Annotated in this window: 26 protein-coding genes; 9 read left to right on the top strand and 17 right to left on the bottom strand. The window is 65.4% G+C overall.

Going from position 1 to position 20903, the window contains the following annotated elements:
- Nucleotides 1-150: 150 nt before the first annotated feature.
- From AB4Z32_RS23300 to AB4Z32_RS23275, 6 genes are read right to left on the bottom strand one after another with little or no spacing between them, the layout of a single operon-like run.
- Nucleotides 151-1209, bottom strand: coding sequence for an AI-2E family transporter (locus tag AB4Z32_RS23300; RefSeq protein WP_442124251.1), 1059 nt, complete (start codon nt 1207-1209; stop codon nt 151-153).
- Between the two features lie 9 nt (nt 1210-1218).
- Entirely contained in the window at nt 1219-1812 is a 594-nt protein-coding gene (locus AB4Z32_RS23295) for an SCO family protein (RefSeq protein WP_442124250.1), read from the bottom strand.
- Nucleotides 1813-1822: 10 nt separating this feature from the next.
- Nucleotides 1823-2728, bottom strand: coding sequence for a heme o synthase (cyoE, locus tag AB4Z32_RS23290; protein WP_442124249.1), 906 nt, complete (start codon nt 2726-2728; stop codon nt 1823-1825).
- A complete protein-coding gene (locus AB4Z32_RS23285) occupies nt 2725-3891 on the bottom strand; it encodes a COX15/CtaA family protein (RefSeq protein ID WP_442124248.1) in 1167 nt (388 codons plus the stop codon). The genes cyoE and AB4Z32_RS23285 overlap by 4 nt, the downstream gene beginning before the upstream one ends.
- 10 nt (nt 3892-3901) lie before the next feature.
- Nucleotides 3902-4507 carry an SCO family protein gene (locus tag AB4Z32_RS23280; protein WP_442124247.1) on the bottom strand — a complete coding sequence of 202 codons (606 nt, stop codon included), beginning with the start codon at nt 4505-4507 and terminating at the stop codon, nt 3902-3904.
- Nucleotides 4485-5213 (bottom strand): SURF1 family protein, encoded by a 729-nt coding sequence (locus AB4Z32_RS23275; RefSeq protein WP_442124246.1) that lies wholly within the window; start codon nt 5211-5213, stop codon nt 4485-4487. The genes AB4Z32_RS23280 and AB4Z32_RS23275 overlap by 23 nt, the downstream gene beginning before the upstream one ends.
- A 31-nt stretch (nt 5214-5244) precedes the next feature.
- Here AB4Z32_RS23275 and AB4Z32_RS23270 point away from each other — a divergent pair, with 31 nt between their 5' ends.
- The gene (locus tag AB4Z32_RS23270) at nt 5245-5445 is read left to right on the top strand and encodes a twin transmembrane helix small protein (protein ID WP_442124245.1); all 201 of its coding nucleotides are present in this window, start codon (nt 5245-5247) and stop codon (nt 5443-5445) included.
- A 92-nt stretch (nt 5446-5537) separates the two neighbouring features.
- On the opposite strand, the gene AB4Z32_RS23265 is transcribed toward AB4Z32_RS23270, so the two are convergent.
- From AB4Z32_RS23265 to AB4Z32_RS23235, 7 genes are all read right to left on the bottom strand, one after another.
- Entirely contained in the window at nt 5538-6395 is an 858-nt protein-coding gene (locus AB4Z32_RS23265; protein WP_442124244.1) for a cytochrome c oxidase subunit 3, read from the bottom strand.
- Nucleotides 6396-6452: 57 nt separating this feature from the next.
- Nucleotides 6453-6653 carry a DUF2970 domain-containing protein gene (locus AB4Z32_RS23260; RefSeq protein WP_442124243.1) on the bottom strand — a complete coding sequence of 67 codons (201 nt, stop codon included), beginning with the start codon at nt 6651-6653 and terminating at the stop codon, nt 6453-6455.
- Nucleotides 6646-7218 (bottom strand): cytochrome c oxidase assembly protein, encoded by a 573-nt coding sequence (locus tag AB4Z32_RS23255; RefSeq protein WP_442124242.1) that lies wholly within the window; start codon nt 7216-7218, stop codon nt 6646-6648. The genes AB4Z32_RS23260 and AB4Z32_RS23255 overlap by 8 nt, the downstream gene beginning before the upstream one ends.
- Before the next feature lies 1 nt (nt 7219).
- The gene (locus AB4Z32_RS23250) at nt 7220-7354 is read right to left on the bottom strand and encodes a hypothetical protein (RefSeq protein ID WP_442124241.1); all 135 of its coding nucleotides are present in this window, start codon (nt 7352-7354) and stop codon (nt 7220-7222) included.
- Between the two features lies 1 nt (nt 7355).
- Nucleotides 7356-8972: a cytochrome c oxidase subunit I gene (gene ctaD / locus AB4Z32_RS23245; protein ID WP_442124240.1), complete on the bottom strand. Its 1617-nt coding sequence runs from the start codon at nt 8970-8972 to the stop codon at nt 7356-7358.
- Between the two features lie 24 nt (nt 8973-8996).
- Nucleotides 8997-10190: a cytochrome c oxidase subunit II gene (gene coxB / locus AB4Z32_RS23240; RefSeq protein WP_442124239.1), complete on the bottom strand. Its 1194-nt coding sequence runs from the start codon at nt 10188-10190 to the stop codon at nt 8997-8999.
- Between the two features lie 346 nt (nt 10191-10536).
- Nucleotides 10537-11460: a methyltransferase domain-containing protein gene (locus tag AB4Z32_RS23235; protein ID WP_442124238.1), complete on the bottom strand. Its 924-nt coding sequence runs from the start codon at nt 11458-11460 to the stop codon at nt 10537-10539.
- A 121-nt stretch (nt 11461-11581) separates the two neighbouring features.
- Between AB4Z32_RS23235 and AB4Z32_RS23230 the strand changes: the two genes are divergently transcribed.
- Nucleotides 11582-12385, top strand: a complete 804-nt coding sequence (locus AB4Z32_RS23230) for a ComF family protein (RefSeq protein ID WP_442124237.1) — start codon at nt 11582-11584, stop codon at nt 12383-12385.
- A gap of 32 nt (nt 12386-12417) precedes the next feature.
- On the opposite strand, the gene AB4Z32_RS23225 is transcribed toward AB4Z32_RS23230, so the two are convergent.
- A complete protein-coding gene (locus AB4Z32_RS23225) occupies nt 12418-13038 on the bottom strand; it encodes a hypothetical protein (RefSeq protein ID WP_442124236.1) in 621 nt (206 codons plus the stop codon).
- A 187-nt stretch (nt 13039-13225) separates the two neighbouring features.
- Here AB4Z32_RS23225 and trmL point away from each other — a divergent pair, with 187 nt between their 5' ends.
- Nucleotides 13226-13696: a tRNA (uridine(34)/cytosine(34)/5-carboxymethylaminomethyluridine(34)-2'-O)-methyltransferase TrmL gene (trmL, locus tag AB4Z32_RS23220; RefSeq protein ID WP_442124235.1), complete on the top strand. Its 471-nt coding sequence runs from the start codon at nt 13226-13228 to the stop codon at nt 13694-13696.
- Between the two features lie 90 nt (nt 13697-13786).
- Complete coding sequence (locus AB4Z32_RS23215) at nt 13787-15382, top strand: dienelactone hydrolase family protein (RefSeq protein ID WP_442124234.1); 1596 nt, start codon at nt 13787-13789, stop codon at nt 15380-15382.
- Between the two features lie 16 nt (nt 15383-15398).
- On the opposite strand, the gene rfaE2 is transcribed toward AB4Z32_RS23215, so the two are convergent.
- The gene (gene rfaE2 / locus AB4Z32_RS23210) at nt 15399-15881 is read right to left on the bottom strand and encodes a D-glycero-beta-D-manno-heptose 1-phosphate adenylyltransferase (RefSeq protein ID WP_442124233.1); all 483 of its coding nucleotides are present in this window, start codon (nt 15879-15881) and stop codon (nt 15399-15401) included.
- Between the two features lie 74 nt (nt 15882-15955).
- On the bottom strand, nt 15956-17137 hold the full coding sequence (locus tag AB4Z32_RS23205) for a PilT/PilU family type 4a pilus ATPase (RefSeq protein WP_442124232.1): 1182 nt from the start codon (nt 17135-17137) through the stop codon (nt 15956-15958).
- Between the two features lie 120 nt (nt 17138-17257).
- On the opposite strand from AB4Z32_RS23205, the gene AB4Z32_RS23200 reads away from it, so the two are divergent.
- Nucleotides 17258-18205, top strand: coding sequence for a hydrogen peroxide-inducible genes activator (locus AB4Z32_RS23200; RefSeq protein WP_442124231.1), 948 nt, complete (start codon nt 17258-17260; stop codon nt 18203-18205).
- Here AB4Z32_RS23200 and AB4Z32_RS23195 read toward each other — a convergent pair.
- A complete protein-coding gene (locus AB4Z32_RS23195) occupies nt 18183-18758 on the bottom strand; it encodes a hypothetical protein (RefSeq protein WP_442124230.1) in 576 nt (191 codons plus the stop codon). The genes AB4Z32_RS23200 and AB4Z32_RS23195 overlap by 23 nt on opposite strands.
- 134 nt (nt 18759-18892) lie before the next feature.
- Between AB4Z32_RS23195 and ubiA the strand changes: the two genes are divergently transcribed.
- The 4 genes from ubiA to AB4Z32_RS23175 are packed head-to-tail and all read left to right on the top strand — an operon-like array spanning nt 18893 to nt 20797.
- A complete protein-coding gene (ubiA, locus tag AB4Z32_RS23190) occupies nt 18893-19747 on the top strand; it encodes a 4-hydroxybenzoate octaprenyltransferase (RefSeq protein ID WP_442124229.1) in 855 nt (284 codons plus the stop codon).
- A 40-nt stretch (nt 19748-19787) separates the two neighbouring features.
- Nucleotides 19788-20108 (top strand): DUF883 family protein, encoded by a 321-nt coding sequence (locus tag AB4Z32_RS23185; protein ID WP_442124228.1) that lies wholly within the window; start codon nt 19788-19790, stop codon nt 20106-20108.
- Nucleotides 20109-20121: 13 nt separating this feature from the next.
- Nucleotides 20122-20514 carry a phage holin family protein gene (locus AB4Z32_RS23180; protein ID WP_442124227.1) on the top strand — a complete coding sequence of 131 codons (393 nt, stop codon included), beginning with the start codon at nt 20122-20124 and terminating at the stop codon, nt 20512-20514.
- Nucleotides 20507-20797 carry a hypothetical protein gene (locus tag AB4Z32_RS23175; protein WP_442124226.1) on the top strand — a complete coding sequence of 97 codons (291 nt, stop codon included), beginning with the start codon at nt 20507-20509 and terminating at the stop codon, nt 20795-20797. Before AB4Z32_RS23180 ends, AB4Z32_RS23175 begins: the two co-directional genes overlap by 8 nt.
- Nucleotides 20798-20903 lie beyond the last annotated feature (106 nt).

Here is a 20903-nt window from a genome sequence, read left to right as displayed (position 1 = left end):
CGGTCGCGCTGGCGCCGCGTTAGAGAGGACAGGCGTTGCAGGAACTGTTCGAACTGCCGTGCTTGCATGGGGCCTCCGTCAACGGTTCAGGTCGACATTGGACCGCAGGCTTGCAGAAAAGATTCCACACTTGGCGCGAACAGCGCCAACCTATTCGGCGTCCCGCCTCACGATAGGATTCCTCGTTTGCGTCCACCCGCTCATCAGGGAATAGCCCACCGCCAGCAGGGTCGGTCCGATGAACAGGCCGACGAAGCCGAAGGCGATCACCCCGCCCAGCACGCCGAGTAAAGTCAGCAGGAAGGGCAGGCTCGAGCCGCGGCTGATCAGCATCGGCCGCACCACGTTGTCGACGCCGCTGATCCCGAAGAAGCCCCATACCAGCATGAAGATGCCCCAGCCGGTGCTGCCCTGGGCGAACAGCCAGATCGCCGCGCCGCCCCAGATGACGGGCGGGCCGACCGGAATCAAGGAGGACACGAACACCAGCACCGACAGCAGCAGCACCGCTGGCACGCCGGCGATGGCGAAGCCGATCGCCGCCACCAGGGCCTGGGCCAGGGCGGTGCCGAGCAGGCCGTACATGACGCCGCGCACGGTCTGGCTGACGGTCTCCGTCACCGACTCGGCTTCCTCGTTCATGATGCGCTTCATGGCGGCCGCGATCACGGCGTTCAGCGCCTCGCCGTCGCGGTAGAAGAAGAAGCTGACGAAGGCCGCCAGGGCCATCTGGACCACGCCCGCGCCCAGCACGATGCCGCCGGCCACCAGGTAGTGCCGGGCAGGTTCGGCCATGCGGCGCGCCAGTTCCATCATGCGGTCGCGGCTGGCCAGCAGCTCGCGCAAATAGATGTCGATCTGTTCGCCGAGCAGCGGGATCGCGCGGATCCAGGGCGGCGACTGCAGGTTGCCGCGACTGAGCTTGCGCAGCTCCTCGAGGGCGGCGGCGTTGTCGGCCAGGTTGTAGGCGACCAGGGCCAGCGGAATCACGACCAGCAGGGTCAACGTGAGCGTCATGGTCAGCGCCGCCAGGGTGCGGCGTCCGTGCATGCGCCGGCGCAGCCTCAGGTACAAAGGCCAGGACGAGATGACGACGGCGGCGGCGAACAGGATCGCGGCCAGGAAGGGCCTCAGGACATACAGGCAGCCGAGCGTGAGGAGGATGACGGCGGCGGCCCGGGTGGTGTTCTTTCCAGGCCGCTGGTCCATTTCCTTGGCTTAGATAAGCAGCTGGCGGACGTCGTGGACGATCGAATCGGCGCTGCCGCCGTGGCGGATGAAGAGGCGCAGCCGGCCGTCGCGGTCGAACACATAGCTGCCGGCCATGTGGTCGATGGTGTAGCTGCCGGGGCTTGAACCCGGCACCTTCGAGTAGAACACCTTGAAGTCCTTGGCCGTCTTCGCGGTCTGTTCAAGGGTGCCGTACAGGCCCATGAAGCGCTTGTCGAAGGCCGGCACATAGCTGGCCAGCAGCTGCGGGGTATCGCGCTCGGGGTCGAGGGTGATGAACAGCACCTGCACCTGGTCGGCCTGCGGGCCCAGCTTCTGCATCACGCTGGCCATTTCCGTCATCGTGGTCGGGCACACGTCCGGGCATTGGGTGTAGCCGAAGAAGACGACCACGACCTTGCCCTTGTAGTCGGCCAGGGTGCGCGGCTTGCCGTTGAAATCGGTCAGGCTGAAGCCCTTGGCGTAATCGAGGCCGGTGACGTCGGTGTTCTGGAAGCTGGCCTGCTTGCCCGGCAGCTTGTCGCAGGCGGCAAGGGAAAACGCCAGGGTGGCGGCGACAAGCAGGGGCAGCAGTTTTTTCATGTCGAAGGAATCAGAAAGTCAGGTATTGCTTCACATAGTGGTCGACCAGCAGCGCGGCGAACAGCAGTGACAGGTAGATCACGGACCAGGCGAAGGCCTTGCGCGCGACCTGGTCGCTGTAGTGCTTGTGGACCAGCCAGCCGTGGCGCAGGAACACGGCGTTCAGGCCGATGGCGGACAGCAGGTAGAGCCAGCCGCTCATGCCGACCGCGAACGGGAACAAGGTGCAGGCGGCCAGCGCGATCGAATACAGCCAGACCTGCTGGCCGGTGTACTTCATGCCATGGGTGACCGGCATCATCGGCAGGCCTGAACGGACGTAGTCGTCGCGGCGGTACATGGCCAGCGCCCAGAAATGCGGCGGGGTCCAGACGAAGATGATCAGCACCAGCAGCCAGGCTTCCATCGGCACCGTGTTCGCCACCGCGGCCCAGCCCAGGGCCGGCGGCATCGCGCCGGACAGGCCGCCGATCACGATGTTCTGCGGCGTGTTGGGCTTGAGCAGGACGGTGTAGATCAGCGCATAGCCGACGAAGGTGACGAAGGTCAGCCACATGGTCAACGGATTGACCATCGTGTACAGGATGCCCATGCCGGCGCCGCCGAGGATGGCGGAGAAGAACAGGGTCTGGGTGGTCGACAGCTCGCCCATGGCGGTGGCGCGGCGCGCGGTGCGGGCCATGCGGGCGTCGACTTCGGCCTCGATCAGGCAGTTGACGGCGAAGGCGGCGCCGGCCAGCAGCCAGATGCCGAGCGTGGCCCAGAACAGCACGTGCCAGCCGGGGAAACCGTCGGTGGCGAGGAACATGCCGATCACGGCGCAGAAGACGGCCAACTGGGTGACGCGAGGCTTGGTCAGCGCCCAGTATTGCGAGACGCGGCTGGGCGGTTTATGGGTTGCGGTTTGGGTAATCATGAGTGGCCCGCGGGCGCCGCCTCCGCTTCATGCCGGGGGGAGCGCACCAGGTCGAGTTGATACTGTACCTTGTAGTTTATCATGGTCACCAGCAAGACAAGGAGGGCCGCCCCTGCGTTGTGCAGCACAGCAATTGCAAGCGGGAAATTAAAAAACACGGTCGCGACCCCCGTCAGGACCTGCGCCAATAATACTAAAGCAATATTCCGGGCGGCGCCGTGCAGGCCCGGCAAACGCCAGGCGCGCCAGGCTGTGAGGCCCAGCACCAGCACCACGACGGCCGCGAAGTTGCGGTGCACCCAGTGGATGGCGGTCAGGGCCGAGAACGGCAGGTAATGGCCGGCGGCCGTTTTGCCCAGTTCCCTCCACAAGGTGAAGCCGTGTTGAAAGTCCATCTCTGGGACAATTTGTCCTTGGCAGAGTGGAAAGTCATTGCAGGCAAGCGTCGCATAATTGGTACTTACCCACCCGCCGAGTGCCAACTGGATGAGCACGACGGCGCCGGCCAGCCAGGCAAGCGGACGCAGGCGGCGCAGCGCATCGGCCATTTTCTGGGCGTCCGGCGGCGCCAGAACCGGCATCGGATGCAGCAGATTGTCCTCGCGTCCGCCCAGCCAGACGGCCAGGGCCAGCAGGGTCATGCCGAACAGCAGGTGCAGGGTCACGATCACCGGCTGCAGCTTCATGGTCACGGTCCAGGCGCCGAACGCGCCCTGCACGCACACCCAGAAAAACAGGAGCGTGGGCAGCCAGGGCGAATGCGAGCGCCCTTTCGAGCGCCGCCATTGCACCCACGAAGCCACCATCAGGCCGATGATCATGAGGCCGATGCCCATCGCCAGGAAGCGGTGGATCATCTCGATCCAGGCTTTCACCTTCGTCACCGGACCGGTCGGCATCAGGGCCTCGGCGGCGGCGATGTGGGCATGGGCCAGGAAGGGGTTGGCTTCGCCGTAGCAGCCCGGCCAGTCGGGGCAGCCGAGGCCCGAATCCGTCAGGCGGGTGAAGCCGCCGAACACGATCAGGTCGAAGGTGAAGAAGGCGATCACCCAGGCCAGCTTGCGGTAGCGGTTGCCGCCGGTCGCCATCCAGACGACGGACAGCGGCACGCTGGCGGCCAGGATGCCGGTCAGGGCCAGCAGTATGAAATTCGAGACTTCCATGATTCTTGCATCAGCCGACCGAAGAAGCCTTCAGCAGCTTGTTGATATCCTTGTACACTTTGCGCGGTTCCGGATCCTTCGGGAAGCGCATCATCAAATGGCCCAGCGGGTCGATCATGTAGATGTGGTCGGTCACGCCGGTCCCCGGGTCGGCCGGCAGCCAGTTCGCCACGGCCTGGGCATCGGCGCGCAGCATGTGGGTGCCGTCGAATTCGCGGATCACGATGGTGTCGAGCGGCTCCTTGTCGTCGATCAGCCAGACGCGCTCGATGCGGTCCTGTTCCTTGCCCTGCATGAGGCGCAACTGGCGCATCGCGAACAGCTGCTTCCGGCAGGCCTCGCCACAGGCGCCGGGAGCCACCATCAGCATCACCCACTTGCCCTTGAACTGGTCCAGCGCCACCGGCTTGCCGTCCAGGGTGGTGGTCGCCATCGCCGGTATCGGGTGGGCGCGCTGGTCGATCAGGGTGCCGTAGTTGTTGCGCTTTTCCGGCTTGAGCACGTAAAAGGTGAAGTATGACGCGATCAACGGCGAAGCGCACACCAGCAGCACCAGCCAGAGCATCCAGCGGCCGCGCTTGCGTTGTTGGGGTTCAGCCGGCTTGTTTGGTTCCACGTCGAAATCCTGTAATCACAAAAAAGAGGAAAGCCATCGCCGCGAGCGCATACCACTGCACGGCATAGCCCTTGTGGCGGTCGATGTCCAGGCTGGGCATGGGCCAGTTGCGCGTCAGGCCGTCGCCCGGCGTGCCTGGCCCGGTCTGTTCGACCACGACCGGCAGCAGGTCCAGGCCGCTGGCGCGCGCCACGTCGGCCGGGTCCGTGTTCTGCACGATCGCGTTCGGCGCGAGCGGCGCCGCCGTCCCCAGCTGCATCACGCGGGCCAGCTGGCGCACCGCCCTGCCCTCGAGCGTGACCTGGCCCGCGGGCGTCGTATAGGGCGGCAGCTTGTCGTGCTCGGCCGTATTACGCGGCAGCCAACCGCGCGCGACCAGTACGGACTTGCTCGACCCCGCTATTTTAAACGGCATCAGCAAAACGAATCCGCTGCGGCCATCTTGCGGCCGGTTGTCGAGGAACACCGGCCAGTTGGGGACGAATTCCCCGGTAACAATGACACGGTGAAACTCCAAGGTGGCGGGATCGACGGCGCCGCCATCGAGCCTCAGCGGGGGCGCCGCCATGCCCTGTTCCAGTCTTGTCTGCAAGACGGTTTTCTCGGCCGCGCGGCGGGTTTGCCAGTTGCCCAGCACGATCCCCAGCACGACGAGGACGAGGGTGGCAAGGAAGGGAACGGTCCTGAAATGGAAGCGAAGTCGCATACAATGTCACTATTCCAACTCGGGGCCAGTCATGAAAATCGTCGTCGCCATCGCCTTCGTGCTCATCATCGCCAGCCTGGCCTCCGCACTGTTCTTCCTGATGCGCGACAAGGGCCGCAGCAACCGCACCGTGCAGGCGCTGGCGATGCGGGTGGGGCTGTCGATCACGCTGTTTCTGCTGGTGCTGTTTTCTTACAAGATGGGGTGGATTCAGCCTACTGGCTTGCGCTAGCCCGTAAACGTCATCCCCGCGCAGGTGAAAAAAGCGCCACTGGCGCTTTTTTCACCTGCGCGGGGACGACGATTCAAGGCTTGCGGGACTTCTTACAGCCAGTAGACGACCACGTACAAACCCAGCCACACCACGTCCACGAAGTGCCAGTACCACGCCGCCCCTTCGAAGCCAAAGTGGTGTTCCGGCGTGAAGTGGCCCTTCAGTACGCGGTACAGCACCACCGACAGCATGATCGCGCCCATGGTCACGTGGAAGCCGTGGAAGCCGGTCAGCATGAAGAAGGTCGAGCCGTAGATGCCCGAGCTGAGCTTCAGGTTCAGTTCGGTGTACGCGTGGTGGTATTCATAGGCCTGGAAGCCCATGAAGACGGCGCCCAGCAGGATGGTGCAGAACAGCCAGAAGGCGGTCTTGCTGCGGTGGCCGGCGCGCAGGGCGTGGTGGGCGATGGTCAGGGTCACGCCCGAGCTCAGCAGCAGCGCGGTGTTGATGGTCGGGATCGGGAACGGGCCCATCGTGTTGAAGGACTCGACGGTGCCGGCCGGACCGACGTTGCCCCAGTGGCCGGCGAAGTCGGGCCAGATCACCTTGTGGTCGAGGTCGGACAGCCAGGGCATGCTGATCGAACGCGCATAGAACAGTGCACCGAAGAAGGCGCCGAAGAACATGACTTCCGAGAAGATGAACCAGCTCATCGACCAGCGGTAGGAGCTGTCGATGCGGGCGCCGTACTTGCCCGATTCCGATTCGCCGATGGCGTCGCCGAACCAGAAATACAGTACCGCGAGCATGGCCAGGATGCCGGCCGTGCAGACGCCGGGCCCCCAGGACGTGCCGTTGACCCAGCCGGCCGCGCCCGCCATCGTGACGAGCATCGATAGGCCGCCGGCCATCGGCCACCGCGAGGGGCCAGGGACGAAATAGTACGGCGCATTTTGTGGCGAACTCATTCTCATCTCCTCAAACGAACTTTTTGATTTGTCGAATTCCTGCTTGCTGCTTGTTCCTTATTTCGCCACCACCATCCGCACCACGAACAACAGGATGCCGATGAAGATTGCCGCCCCGAGCAAGCCGCCGACGATCACGTGGATCGGGTTCAGGTTGGCGGCGTCGTGGTCATAATCCTTGCGCTTGCGGACCCCGAAGAAGGACCAGAACACGGCCTTCATGGTGGCGCCGAAGCTTGCTTTGCGTTCCTCATTCATTTTTTGCCACCGTGCCGCCGCCGATCTCGAAGAAGGTGTATGACAGCGTGATGTTCTTCACTTCGCGCGGCAGCGCCGGGTCGATGAAGAACACCACCGGCATCTGGCGCGCCTCGTTCGGGCCCAGCACCTGCTCCTTGAAGCAGAAGCACTCGACCTTCTTGAAGTGCGGCGTCGCCGACTGCGGCGCGTAGCTCGGGATGGCTTGCGCCTTCACGGTGCGCGCCTGGGTGTTCACGACCTCGTAGACCACGGTCGCCATCTCGCCCGGGTGCACGTCGATGCTGCGCTGGGTCGGGCGGAAGCGCCACGGCCCCTGCGCATTGCCGTCCAGTTCGACGGTGACGGTGCGCGTCAGGTCGACCTGGGTGTTGGCCGGACGCTCCACCGTGCCGTCCTTCTGCGTCAGCACGTTGATGCCGAGGACTTCGCAGACCTGGCGGTAGATCGGCACCAGCGCATAGCCGAAGCCGAACATCACGCCGGCCACCACCACCAGCTTGGCGAAGGTGGTGCGGTTCAGGGCCAGTCGGCCGCGCTGTTCGGCTCGTGGTGCGTCGCTCATCTCAGCTCAGCCAGAGCCGCTTGACGAACAGCAGCACGAAGAAGAACAGCGCCAGCCCGCCGACCAGCCAGGCCGTGCGCAGGTTTTTCCTGCGCAGCCGGGCGGCACGCTCCTGGCTTGATTCAGCCGTCATCATCTCACTTCACCAGCGGCGGGTGCTCGAAGGTGTGGAAAGGCGCCGGGCTCGGCACCGTCCACTCCAGGCCTTCCGCGCCTTCCCAGGGCTTGGCTTCCGCCTTCTGGCCGCCGCGGATGGTCGGCAGCACCACGAAGAACAGGAAGTAAACCTGGCTCAGGCCGAAGCCGAAGGCGCCGATCGACACGATCTGGTTGAAGTCGGTGAACTGCACGGCGTAGTCGGCATAGCGGCGCGGCATGCCGGCCAGGCCCAGGAAGTGCATCGGGAAGAAGGTGATGTTGAAGGTGATCAGCGACAGCCAGAAGTGGGCCTTGCCGCGGCCTTCCGGATACATGTGGCCGGTCCATTTCGGGGCCCAGTAGTAGAAGCCGGCGAACAGGGCGAACAGCGAGCCGGCCACCAGCACGTAGTGGAAGTGGGCCACCACGTAATAGGTGTCCTGCACCTGGATGTCGATCGGGGTCACGGCCAGGATCAGGCCGGTGAAGCCGCCCATCGTGAACACGAAGATGAAGCCGACCGCGAACAGCATCGGCGTTTCGAAGGTCATCGAGCCCTTCCACATGGTGGCGACCCAGTTGAACACCTTCACGCCGGTCGGCACCGCGATCAGCATGGTGGCGTACATGAAGAACAGCTGCGAGGTCACCGGCATGCCGGTGGTGAACATGTGGTGGGCCCAGACGATGAAGGACAGGATCGCGATCGAGGCGGTCGCGTACACCATCGAGGCGTAGCCGAACAGCGGCTTGCGGGCGAAGGCCGGGATGATCTGCGAGACGATGCCGAAGGCCGGCAGGATCATGATGTAGACCTCGGGGTGGCCGAAGAACCAGAAGATGTGCTGGTACATGACCGGGTCGCCGCCGCCTGCCGCGTTGAAGAAGGAGGTGCCGAAATGGCGGTCGGTCAGGGTCATGGTGATGGCGCCCGCCAGCACCGGCATCACGGCGATCAGCAGGTAGGCGGTGATCAGCCAGGTCCAGCAGAACATCGGCATCTTCATCAGGGTCATGCCAGGCGCGCGCATGTTCAGGATGGTGACGATGATGTTGATGGAACCCATGATCGACGAGGCGCCCATGATGTGCAGGGCGAAGATCGCCATGTCCATGCCCGGGCCCATCTGGGTCGACAGCGGCGCGTACAGGGTCCAGCCGGCGGCGGTGGCGCCGCCCGGCACGAAGAACGAGGTCGCCAGCAGGATCGCGGCCGGCGGCAGCAGCCAGAACGAGAAGTTGTTCATGCGCGCGAACGCCATGTCGGAGGCGCCCACCTGCAGCGGGATCATCCAGTTGGCGAAGCCGACGAAGGCCGGCATGATCGCGCCGAACACCATCACGATGCCGTGCATGGTGGTCAGCTGGTTGAAGAACTCGGGACGGAAGAACTGCAGGCCCGGCTGGAACAGCTCGGTGCGGATCATCAGCGCCAGCACGCCGCCCGAGAGCAGCATGGTGAACGAGAACCACAGGTAGAGGGTGCCGATGTCCTTGTGGTTGGTGGCGAACAGCCAGCGGCGCAGGCCGGTCGGATGGTCGTGTGCGTGATCGTGCGCATGGTCGTGCGCGCTCCGGTCATCGTGATTGTGTGCGTGATCGATGGTGGAACTCATTTCAGGGTCTCCGATTCCAAGCGCTTATTTGCCGCGGGCGGCCAGGACTTCCGACGGCTGGACGATGTTCTCGCCGGCCTTGTTGGTCCAGTTATTACGGGTATAGGTGATCACGGACGCGATGTCGGTGTCGGACAGCTGCTTCCATGCCGGCATGGCGCTCGGATACTTGCCGCTGTGCTTACCGTTCAGCAGCACGTTGATCTGCTCGGCCTTCGGACCCAGCACGACCGGCGAACCGACCAGCGAGGCGAAGGCGTTCGGCACACCCTGGCCGCTGGCCTGGTGGCAGGCCACGCAGTTGGCGGCGTAGATCTTCTCGCCCTTGGTCTTCAGTTCGTCGATGGTCCAGACCTTGTTCGGATCGTCGGCCAGGGCCGCCATTTCCTTCTTCTTGGTGTTGACCCAGGCGGTGTAGTCCTCGCTTGATACGACTTTCACGACGATCGGCATGAAGGCGTGTTCCTTGCCGCACAGCTCGACGCAGTTGCCGCGGTAGGTGCCGATCTTCTCGGCCTTGAACCAGGTGTCGCGCACGAAGCCCGGGATCGCGTCCTGCTTGACGGCGAAGGCCGGAATCGTCCAGGAGTGGATGACGTCGTTGGCGGTCAGCACCAGGCGCACCTTCTTGTTGACCGGCACCACCATCTCGTTGTCGACTTCGAGCAGGTAGGTCTCGGTGCGCGCGGTGGTCGGCGCCACGCCCGGCTCGCCGACGGCGCTGCGCGGGGTCGACAGGTTCGACAGGAAGCCGATGCCCTCGCCCTCGCCCTTCAGGTAGTCATAGCCCCATTTCCACTGCATGCCGGTGACCTTGATGGTCAGGTCCGGATTCGAGGTGTCCTTCATGGCGACGACCGCGTGGGTGGCGGGCAGCGCCATGCCGATCACGATCAGGAAGGGCACCACCGTCCATGCGATCTCGACGGCGGTCGATTCGTGGAAGGTGGCGGGTTTGTGGCCCAGGGATTTGCGGTGCTTGAACACCGAATAGAACATGACGCCGAACACGCCGATGAAGATGATCAGGCAGACGATCATCATCCAGTTGTGCAGGCTGTAGATATAGTCGCCGATGCCCGTTACGGCAGGCTGCATGTTGAGCTGGTGCTCGACCGGCCGCCCGATGACCTCGGGCTCGGCCCACGCCAGGGCCGGCATGCCGGCTCCTACCGCGAGACCGGACATCGCCGCTTTTAATCGCTTTGCATAAGTCATGTTGTCCCCAACCACCCAAAAAAATTGAATTTTCTTAAAGAGGCCGGCACTCCATGAACGAACTGCCGCCGCTCCGAAATCCTTCCTGCAAACTTCGACCATCAGGGACTACGCGACCTCGATGAACGCTTTTGCTCGGGCCCCGGACCGCACAACGCGGTTTCCGAAGCCTTTGGTGTTGCTGCAACCAGTTCGACTACACGCTGTTTTTGCTGAAGTTTTTAGCGTGATGACTGCTTAAGTCGAAAAAAGTGTCATTGATTATACTGAAATCGCTAATTTTTATTCAAGGAAAATTACCTCAACCGCATGATGATGCATGATGCACTGCGGCAATTTCGCGCGCTTACTGCGGACGCGGCGGCTGCTGGCGTGGCTGGAAACGCACGATCGCCTCGCCCGCCGCCGTGACTTTCGGCGCCGGCCGGAAGGCGTGGCCGTAGATGATCTCGAAGGTCAGGCCCAGTTTGCCGTCCGGACGGCGCTGGCTTTCCAGGGCGTCCAGCATGCGCTGCCAGGCCGCGCGCCCGACCAGGCCGCGGCGGCGCGTGGCCAGCGGATTGCCGCCGAAGGCGCGCACGTCAAGCAGCAGGGCCTGCGCGCTGTCGTAGGTGACCGTGATCTGCTCCATGTCCATGACCGGCGTGGTGAAGCCCGCCTCCACCAGCTGGTCGCCGAAATCGTGCATGTCGACGAAGGGCAAGGTGTGCGGGGTTTCGTCCATCGCCGCAAAGGCGTTGCGCAGCTCGAGGAAGGTATCCGGGCCGAAGTTCGAGAACATCAGCAGGCCGTCCACGCGCAGCACGCGCCGCCATTCCGCGAACACGCGGTCCGGCTGCGGATGCCAGTGCAGCGCCAGGTTCGACCATACGAGATCGACCGAGTTCGGACCAAGAGGCAGCTGGCCGAAGTCGGCGCAAACGAGATCGATGCCGCTCTTGGCCGGCAGCAAACGGCTGAGGAAGGAGCGCGGCGCCTGGCCGGCCCCGGCGGCGGCACGCAGCGTCGCCGGCACCGCGTCCACGCCCAGCACCTGGGCGGCGGGATAGGCTTTCTGCAGCGCGGCGAGATCGGCGCCGGTGCCGCAGCCGGCATCCAGCACCTGCTGCGGAGAATTCTTCACGAGCGACAGGCGCTCGAACATGCGTCCGGCGATTTCGCGGCGCAGGAAATCCGAGGGCGCCACGCGGGCGGGGTCGGCAAACAGCTGCTTGATGCGCGCCGGGTCGATCGGCGCACTCATCTTGGAGGGGGATTGGGGCGAAGCCATGGGTCAACTGCGGTCAAATTGGGACATGGCGGCAGTGTACATGATGGGGCCTGAACCGTTTGGCGACAGGCTCCTTATGCTCCGACACCCGCTGCCCCCGCTCCGCCGCTGGCCACGCGCCATGCTGGATCTGCTGCTGCCCTCGCAGTGCGCCCTGTGCGGAGGCGGCTGCGACGACGTCGTCTGCGCACCCTGCCAGGAACATTTTTGCCAACCGGCAAAAAATCGCTGCGCCCGCTGCGGCAATCCGTTAGTTACCCCGTCGTTTCCGCGCCCTACCCCGTCGTCCCCGCGCCCTACCCCGTCGTCCCCGCGCCCTACCCCGTCGTCCCCGCGAAGGCGGGGACCTCAGTTCCGCGAGCATAACGACAACAAAGAAAGCACCTGCCCCACCTGCCAGACCTACCCACCCCACTACGACGCCACCATCTTCGCCATCGACTACACCCCACCCCTGGACCACCTGGTCCTGCAACTGAAATTCAGCGCCCGCCTGCCGCTGGCCCCCTGGTTCGCCCGGATGCTGAGGGACGCCGTGCTGGCCCGCCCCGGGCACCCATTGCCCGACCTGCTGTGTCCAGTACCGCTGGGCCCAAACCGACTGGTCGAGCGCGGCTTCAACCAGGCCCTCGAAATCGCGCGGCCGCTGGCCGCCTCGCTGGGCGTGGCCCTGCAGCCGGCGCTGGCCTCACGCCGGGTCGATACGCGCGCCCAGTCCGGCGTCTCGCCGCACGAGCGCGCCGACAACATCCGCGATGCCTTCGTCATCGAAGACCCGGACCTGGCGGACGGCCGCCACGTCGGCATCGTCGACGACGTCATGACCAGCGGCAGCACGCTGGACGAGCTGGCGGCCACCTTCAAGCGCTTCGGCGCCGCGCGCGTGACCAATCTCGTGTTCGCGCGCACGCCGCCGCGCGCCTGAGGCGGCGGCGGTTGACACGGCGCGCGGACAGCTCAGGGCCCGGGATGCGGATTGTCGGGCAGCGAAGGCAGCGCGCTCAGGTACTCGTAGACGGCGTGCAGGTCATGCGTGGTCATCTTGCCGACCGTCGGCCAGGGCATCACCTGCAGGATCTGGCCTGCCGGATCGTGGGGATTGTGGCCGGTGCGCAAGGTCTGCACGAATTCGTCGCGCGTCAGGCCCGCCGGGCGCCCCTTGCTGTCCGGCGTCAGGTTGGCGGCGGTGATGGTCGGACCGAACATGCGGCCGCCCGACATGTATTGCTCGGCATTGATGCGCTCAGGCTGGCCCTGGAAGGGATCGCCGCCGGGGGAATAGCTGGGGTGGGTGTGGCAATCGACGCAGCCCATTGTGTTGACGATATAGCTGCCCTGCCAGACCATGCCGCGCGACTTGCCCTTCAGGTTCAGGATGACGCCGGCCGGCACGATTTCCCGGCCGCGCTGGACGCGGCCGTCGTTGTCGTCCAGTGTGGGGCTGGCAGCGCTGGCGCTGGCATTGGCGTTGGCATTACCGTTGCCGGGGCCGGCGCCGGCAAGCAGCGGCAGGGCAGCGGCCGAAGCCAGGACGATGGCCGCCCAGCGATGGCGGCGGGAAAAACCGGATCCGTTCATAGTTGCTCCTCGTGTCGAAGTACACCGTTGGGCCGAAAACGAATCCACTCAGTATAGGCAGAGCCTGTCAATACGCCAGGCGAATTCTGCCCATCGATCCTGATAGGACGACTTTGCAACAGCGATGCCGTTCTGCGCTATGCTCCCGCTTTCAAGGCATCCTGCCGTCGCCTTCAAGGAGAAGAATTTGTTTCACGTAGTACTGGTCGAACCCGAAATCCCACCGAACACCGGCAACGTCATCCGCCTGTGCGCCAACACCGGCGCCCAGCTGCACCTGATCGAGCCGCTGGGCTTCCCGCTGGACGACGCCAAGATGCGCCGCGCCGGCCTCGATTACCACGACTACGCGACCATGAAGGTGCACAAGAACTGGGACGCCTTCCTGGCGGACGCACAGCCGGACACCAGCCGCATGTTCGCCATGACCACCCACGGCTCTTCTCCCTTCGGCGACGCTGCCTTCAGGCCCGGCGACGTGTTCGTGTTCGGCGCCGAGTCGCGCGGCCTCGATCCGGCCCTGCGCGAAACCTTTCCGCCGGCACAGCGCATCCGCCTGCCGATGATGCCGGGGAACCGCAGCCTGAACCTGTCTAACACGGTGGCGGTGGTGGTCTACGAAGCCTGGCGCCAGAACGGCTACGCGGGCGGCGCCTGAGTTGCTCGCCGGGCTGGTAAATCTGCCAGCTATGCCGGCCGCGGGCCAGCGTCTAGGATGAGGGCCTTTCCATCTCATCCATTTTCCGCAATGTCCAAACTTCTTGCCCTCCTGCTGCTGGCCGCATCGGGCGCCGCTGGCGCCGCGGCCAGCGCCGCTGCCGGCGGCGCTGACCCCTTCGTCTTCTCGAACGACCCCGGGCCCTGGCCGGTCGGCGTGCAGGTCAAGTCGCAGTACGACTACAGCCGCGTCTACCGCCCCTCCTTCGACATGGTGACCGGCCAGCTTGAAACCCATGAGCGCGCGCGGCCGATCCAGGCTATCACCTGGTATCCGGCCGGCGCCAGGGGCAAGCCGCTCACCTGGCGCGACTACATGGCGACCAAGGCGACCGAAGATACACCCTGGCTCTCCGCCGCCGAGGTGCAGGCCGCGACCGAGACCACCATCGCCGGCAACACCGCCGGCCTGGCGCCCGCCGCGGCGAAACGCACGCTGGCGCAGCCGATGTGGGCCAGCAAGGATGCGCCCGCCGCCGCCGGCAAATTCCCGGTCGTGATCTACGCGCCCAGCTTCAGCGCCTCGGCAACCGAAAACGTCGACCTGTGCGAATACCTGGCCAGCCACGGCTACATCGTGATCGCAAGCAGTTCGATGGGGGCGCGCACCAGGGCCATGACGAGCGACCTCGAGGGCCTGGAGGCGCAGGCCGCCGACATCGCCTTCCTGATCGGCCAGGCCAGCCGGATGCCGCAGGCCGACGTGTCGCGCATCGCCGTGGCCGGTTACAGCTGGGGCGGGCTGGCGAACGTGCTGGCGGCGGCCCGCGACGACCGTATCCGCGCCCTGGTGAGCCTGGACGGTTCGGTACGCTACTGGCCCGAGTTCGTCGACGGCGGCAAGGACGCGGCCAAGTATGCGACGCCGGCGCGGCTGGCGGTGCCGATGCTGTTCGTGGCCCGTGAGCGCGACTCGCTCGAAACCCTGGCGAAGAAAAAGAAGAAGCTCGACTTCAACCTGTTGAACCAGATGACCTATGCCGACATGACCGTCGTGACGATGCATCCGATGGCGCATGCGGACTTCGCGTCGGACGGCCTGCGCTTCGTGAACGACAAGCGCTTCGGCGAGTACTCGCGCGACGAAGTCTCGATGGCGCACAGCTGGACCGCGCGCTACGTCGAACGCTTCCTCGACGCCTACCTGAAGAACGACGCGAAGGCAATGGCCTTCCTCGACAAGCAGCCCTCGGCCAACCAGGCGCCCGCGCACATGATGTCGGTGGAGCGCCGCAAGGGCGCGGGCACGGCGCCGACGCTGGAAGCCTTCGTGCGCGCCCTGCAGACCGGCGGCTACGAGCATGCGCAGGAGGTCTACGACAGGATGCGTGCTTCCAGCCCGGAGTTCAGCCTGGAACCGGTCTGGCTGAACGTGTACGGCTACCAGCTGCTGCGCAGCGGGCGCGTGAAGGAGTCGGTGCCGATCTTCCGCCTGGGGACGAAGCTGGCGCCGGACTGGGGCGGCATCGCCGACAGCCTGGCCGAAGCCTACGAGGCGGCCGGCGAGCACCAGCTGGCGATCGACGAATACCGCCGTGCACTGTCGCTCGATCCGTCGATCGGGCACTCCATCGAACGCCTGAAGGCGCTGGAAACGGGAGCGCCGGCGAAGGCCGCCGGCGGCTGAATCCTGGCTGCCGGGCTTATCCGCCGAACTGGCGGATCCTGGCGACCAGCCTGGTGGTCGAGCGGTCGTGCGCGAAGTCGATCGCGACCGCCTTGCCGCCCTGGGCGATGACTTCCTTCCCCTCCGGGATCTCGGTCATGACATAGTCGCCGCCCTTGGCGTAGATGTCGGGGCGGGCTTCCTGCACCACCTCCAGGGCGGTGTCCTCGTCGAACTCGACCACCAGGTTGACCGATTCCAGCGCGGCCAGCACGGCCATGCGGTCGGCCATGGTGTTGAGCGGACGGTCGTCGCCCTTGCCGAGGCGTTTCACGGAGGCGTCGGTGTTGACGGCGACCACCAGCGAGGCGCCCAGTTCGCGGGCCTGGGCCAGGTAGGTGACGTGGCCGCGGTGCAGGATGTCGAAGACGCCGTTGGTCAGCACGACGGGTTTGGGCAGGGCGGCGACGCGTTGCTGGAGGGCGGCGCGGGTGGTGAGTTTTTGTTCGAAGGTGGGCATGGGAACTTGGATCCCCGCCTTCGCGGGGACGACGGTCTTGAGTTGGCGGGTACTAAGCGATGCGCAAGTTTATCTTAGTTCGCGCCTTCTGCCGGTTCTTCCTCGATCATCATCGAGAGCTCGGCCTTCGCGGCCCCGGCGTCGCCGCCCGGTGCGCGGCGTTCGCCCGAGAGCTTGATCTGCAGGCGCAGGCCGTTGGCCGAGTCGGCGTTGCGGATCGCTTCGTCGTAGCCGATGTAGCCGGCGTTGTAGAGCTCGTACAGCGCCTGGTCGAAGGTGCACATGCCCAGTTCGCGCGACTTGTGCATGATTTCCTTGATGCCGTGGAAGTTCCCCTTCAGGATCATCTCGCTGATGGTCGGGGTGTTCAGCAGGATCTCGATGGCCGCCTTGCGGCCCTTGCCGTCCTCGGTACGGATCAGGCGCTGGGAGACGATGGCGCGCAGGTTCGCGGACAGGTCCATCAGCAGCTGCGGCCTTCTCTCTTCAGGGAAGAAGTTGATGATCCGGTCCATGGTCTGGTTGGCGTTGTTCGCGTGCAGCGTGCCGAGGCAGAGGTGGCCGGTTTCGGCGAAGGCGATCGCGTGTTCCATGGTCTCGGTGTCGCGGATCTCGCCGATCAGGATCACGTCCGGCGCCTGGCGCAGCGTGTTCTTCAGCGCGTTGTGCCAGGAGTGGGTGTCGACGCCGACCTCGCGGTGGGTGACCAGGCAGTTCTTGTTCTTGTGGACGTACTCGACCGGGTCCTCGACCGTGATGATGTGGCCGGCCGAGTTGGCGTTGCGGTAGTCGATCATGGCCGCCAGGGTGGTCGACTTGCCGGAGCCGGTGCCGCCGACGACCAGCACCAGGCCGCGCTTGGTCATCACGACGTCCTTCAGCACGTCCGGCAGGTCGAGCTTCTCGAAGGTCGGGATCTCGGAAGCGATCGTGCGCACCACCATGCCCACGCTCTGCTGCTGCACGAAGACGTTGACGCGGAAGCGGCACACGTTCGGCAGCGAGATCGCGAAGTTGCACTCCATCTCGGCCTCGAACTCGGCGCGCTGGCGCTCGTTCATCAGCGACAGGGCCAGGGCGCGCGTCACCTCGCCGGTCAGGCGCTGGCTGCTGAGCGGCTTCATGGCACCCTGGTGCTTCATGCTGGGAGGAAAGTCGGCGGAGATGAAGAGATCGGATCCGCCCTGCTGCTGCATGACGGTCAGCAGCTTGTGCATATACGCCTGGGCTTCCGCCGGGCCGAAGGTGGAGGACATGGTGGCCTTTTTATTAACAGCGGGCAACATCGCCCGGAGCGGCCCATTATATCGACAGGTTTCCCGCTAAAATAGTGTTCACCTACTTAACAAGCGGCAACCGTTGTAATCCTGAAGCTCATGACCCTGACCGAACTCAAATACATCGTTGCCGTCGCGCGCGCCAGGCATTTCGGCCACGCCGCCGAGGCCTGTTTCGTTGCACAGCCAACCCTGTCCGTCGCCATCAAGAAGCTCGAGGACGAACTGGGCGTGACGCTGTTCGAACGCGGCGGCTCCGAAGTCTCGGTGACGCCGCTGGGCGCCCAGATCGTGGCCCAGGCCGAGCGCGTACTGGAACAGACCGCCGCCATCAAGGAACTGGCCAAGCAGAACAAGGATCCGCTGTCGGGCCCGCTGCGCCTGGGCGTGATCTATACCATCGGCCCCTACCTGCTGCCGCCGCTGGTGAAGAACCTGATCGACAAGGTGCCGCAGATGCCGCTGGTGCTGCAGGAGAATTTCACGGTCAAGCTGCTCGACCTGCTGCGCCAAGGCGAACTCGACGCCGCCATCATGGCCCTGCCGCTGCCGGAACACGGCATGGCGGTGCAGCCGCTCTACGACGAACCCTTCGTGGTCGCGATGCCGAAGAATCACCCCTGGGCCACGCGCAAGGACATCTCCGCCGAAGACCTCAAGAGCGAGACCATGCTGCTGCTGGGCGCCGGCCACTGCTTCCGCGACCAGGTGCTGGAAGTCTGCCCGGAGATGGCCAAGTTTTCCTCGCCCAGCACCGGCAACGGCATGCAGCGCACCTTCGAAGGCTCGTCGCTGGAGACGATCCGCCACATGGTCGCCAGCGGCATCGGCCTGACCGTGCTGCCGCGCGCCTCGGTGCCGGACATGAAGGACCCGAACGGCATGCTGACCTTCGTACCTTTCCAGGATCCGGCGCCGTCGCGCCGCGTGGTGATCGTCTGGCGCAAGAGCTTCACGCGCCGCGCCGCGATCGACGCCGTGGTCAATGCCGTTGCCGAATGCGGCTTGCCGGGCGTGGAGATGGTCACGTTCCAGGACGTGGCCTGAGACGCGGCTGAACAGCGGGCACCGCAATGACGGCAGCGGCCGCCGGCGCCGGTTCGGGATGAAAGCCGGGCAGCTGGCAGGCGCCCGGCGCGGCCGGCTGGCGCGCCAGGATGTTTTCCAGCAGTTCCGTGCTGCGGCGCGGCGCGGCGGCGCCCACGGTGCAGCGCACCGGCTCCCAGGTCACGCCGGTCAGCCGGAATTCCATCGTCTGCACCTGATAGCCGTGTCCGCCCTGTTCGACGGCCACCACGACGATGTCGCCATTCACGGCGCCGAGCGCGAAGCGGCGCTGGGGCAGGCCGCCCCCCGGCACGTCGCCGGCATTGAAGCGGTCGCCGCGGTCGGCGATCCCGCCCTCCTCGCCCAGGCCCACGCCCAGCAGGGCCTGGATGCCGGCCGGCAGCTCGCGCAGCGACTGCGCCTCGGTCCAGTCGGCCGCGCCGCGATCCGCATCCCCTCGGCCGGCGCCGGCGCCCGCCCTGGCAGCCGCATCGGCCAGCGCACAACAGCCGAGCCCGATACCTGCCGCCACCACGATACTTGCGAGCTGCATCTCGTCCCCCCTTTTTTATTGTCGAAAGCCGGCATCGTAGCCCGCTCGAGCCCGTCATACCTTGTGCATAGTCGATCGTGCGCCATGAACAGGCTAAAATCCTGATCTTGCAAATTTTCAATTCAGAATCCGCGATGAACAAGCTGGCGCTCTACTTCCGCCTGATCCGTGCAGACAAGCCGATCGGCATCCTGCTGCTCCTGTGGCCGACCCTGTGGGCCTTGTGGATGGCATCCGGCGGGCGGCCCGACCCGATGGTGGTCGTCATCTTCGTGCTCGGCACGGCCCTGATGCGCTCCAGCGGCTGCGCGATCAACGATTACGCCGACCGCGACTTCGACCGCCACGTCAAGCGCACCGTCGACCGCCCGCTGACCAGCGGCCGCATCAAGGGCTGGGAAGCGCTGATGGTCGCGCTGGTGCTGGCGATCCTGTCCTTCCTGCTGATCCTGCCGCTGAATACGCTCACCAAGCAGCTCTCGGTGATCGCCGTGATCGTGGCCGGCAGCTACCCCTACTTCAAGCGCTTCTTCGCCATTCCCCAGGCCTACCTGGGCATCGCCTTCGGCTTCGGCATCCCGATGGCCTTCGCCGCCGTGCAGGACAGCGTGCCGGCGGTGGCCTGGTGGCTGCTGGTGGCGAACGTGTTCTGGGCCGTGGCCTACGACACCGAGTACGCCATGGTCGACCGCGACGACGACCTCAGGATCGGCATCCGCACCTCGGCGATCACCTTCGGCAAATACGATGTAGTCGCCGTCATGCTGTGCTATGCGGCGGCGCTGGGCATCGACCTGGTGTGCGGCTGGATGCTTGGCCTGCGCTGGTGGTTCGTGGGCGGCGTGCTGGTGGCGGCCGCGATGGCGCTGTATCACTACACCCTGATCCGCGGACGCGACCGCATGCGCTGCTTCGCCGCCTTCCGCCACAACAACTGGCTGGGCGCCGCACTGTTCGCCGGCGTCGCGCTGGATTATGCTTTAGGTTAATATTGACACTAATACACACCCACTTTCGACGAGGTTCACCATGATGGAAAAAATCCCGACCCAGACCGGCGCACGCGACCAGCTGCTGTCCGACCTGAAGACCGTCATCCATGACGCCGAAGCCTGGCTGCGCCACAGCGGCTCGCTGACCGGCGAAGAGCTGAAGGCGGCCAAGGCCAAGTTCGAACGCACCCTCGTCAAGGCCAAGGACGACATCATCCGCCTCGAAGAAGTCGTGGTCGAGAAGACCAAGGTCGCCGCCAAGGCCACCGACGAGTACGTCCAGGAAAACCCCTGGAAGTCGGTCGGCATCGCCGGCGCCGTCGGCGTCGTGATCGGCATGCTGATCGCCCGCAAGTAATCGGGCTGACCCCGTGGCGATCCTGGCGGCGGCAAGCCGTATAACCGCGACCCTGGTGGCCATGGTCGGCACGCGGCTGGAGCTGGCCGCCGTCGAATTCCAGGAAGACGCGCGCCGCCTGCTCGGCTACCTCGCGTGGGCGCTGCTGGCGGTGTTCCTGGCGGCCGGCAGCTTCATGCTGGTGGCGCTGTTCGTGATCCTGCTGTTCTGGGACGCCTACCGCCTGCAGGCGGTGGCCGGCATGGCCGTCCTGCTTGGCGCCGCTGCCTTCCTGATCGTGTCAAACGTACGCGCCAGGCTGAACGCCCAGACGCCCCTGTTCGCGGCCACGCTGGCCGAACTGCGCAAGGACGTCGAGTACGTGCGCCACACGGCCCACGCGCACGCGGAGGCCGCCAATGAATAAACCCTCCCTCGCCGCGCGCCGCGCGGAACTCGTCGAACGCTGCGCCGAGCAGCGTACCGGCCTGGCCTACGAACTACAGTCGCTGCGGCCGTCGAATGTGCTCGACCATCCGCTTGCCGGCTATGTGGCCGGCCACAAGAAACTGGTGCTGGGCGCCCTCGGCGCCGGGCTGGGCATGGCGCTGCTGCGCCGCAAGCGCCTGCTGGCGCTGGCCGCATCCGGCACCTCGGCCTGGCGCATGGCCCAGGGGGCGCTGGCGATGCTGGCGCGGCTGCGCCGGTAAACACCGTACGCAAGCCCACAGTGAATCGCAGAAACTACATTTGGTGTTGTGTCTAGTTTCAATCGGAACTCGTCGAAATACCTGTCGTGTTAGTGTTTGACTACCG

The organism is Massilia sp. 2TAF26 (assembly GCF_052115005.1).
Taxonomy (GTDB): Bacteria; Pseudomonadota; Gammaproteobacteria; order Burkholderiales; family Burkholderiaceae_D; genus Telluria.
Note: the sequence above shows the minus strand (reverse complement) of the source record. Positions and strands in the feature narration are given on the sequence as shown.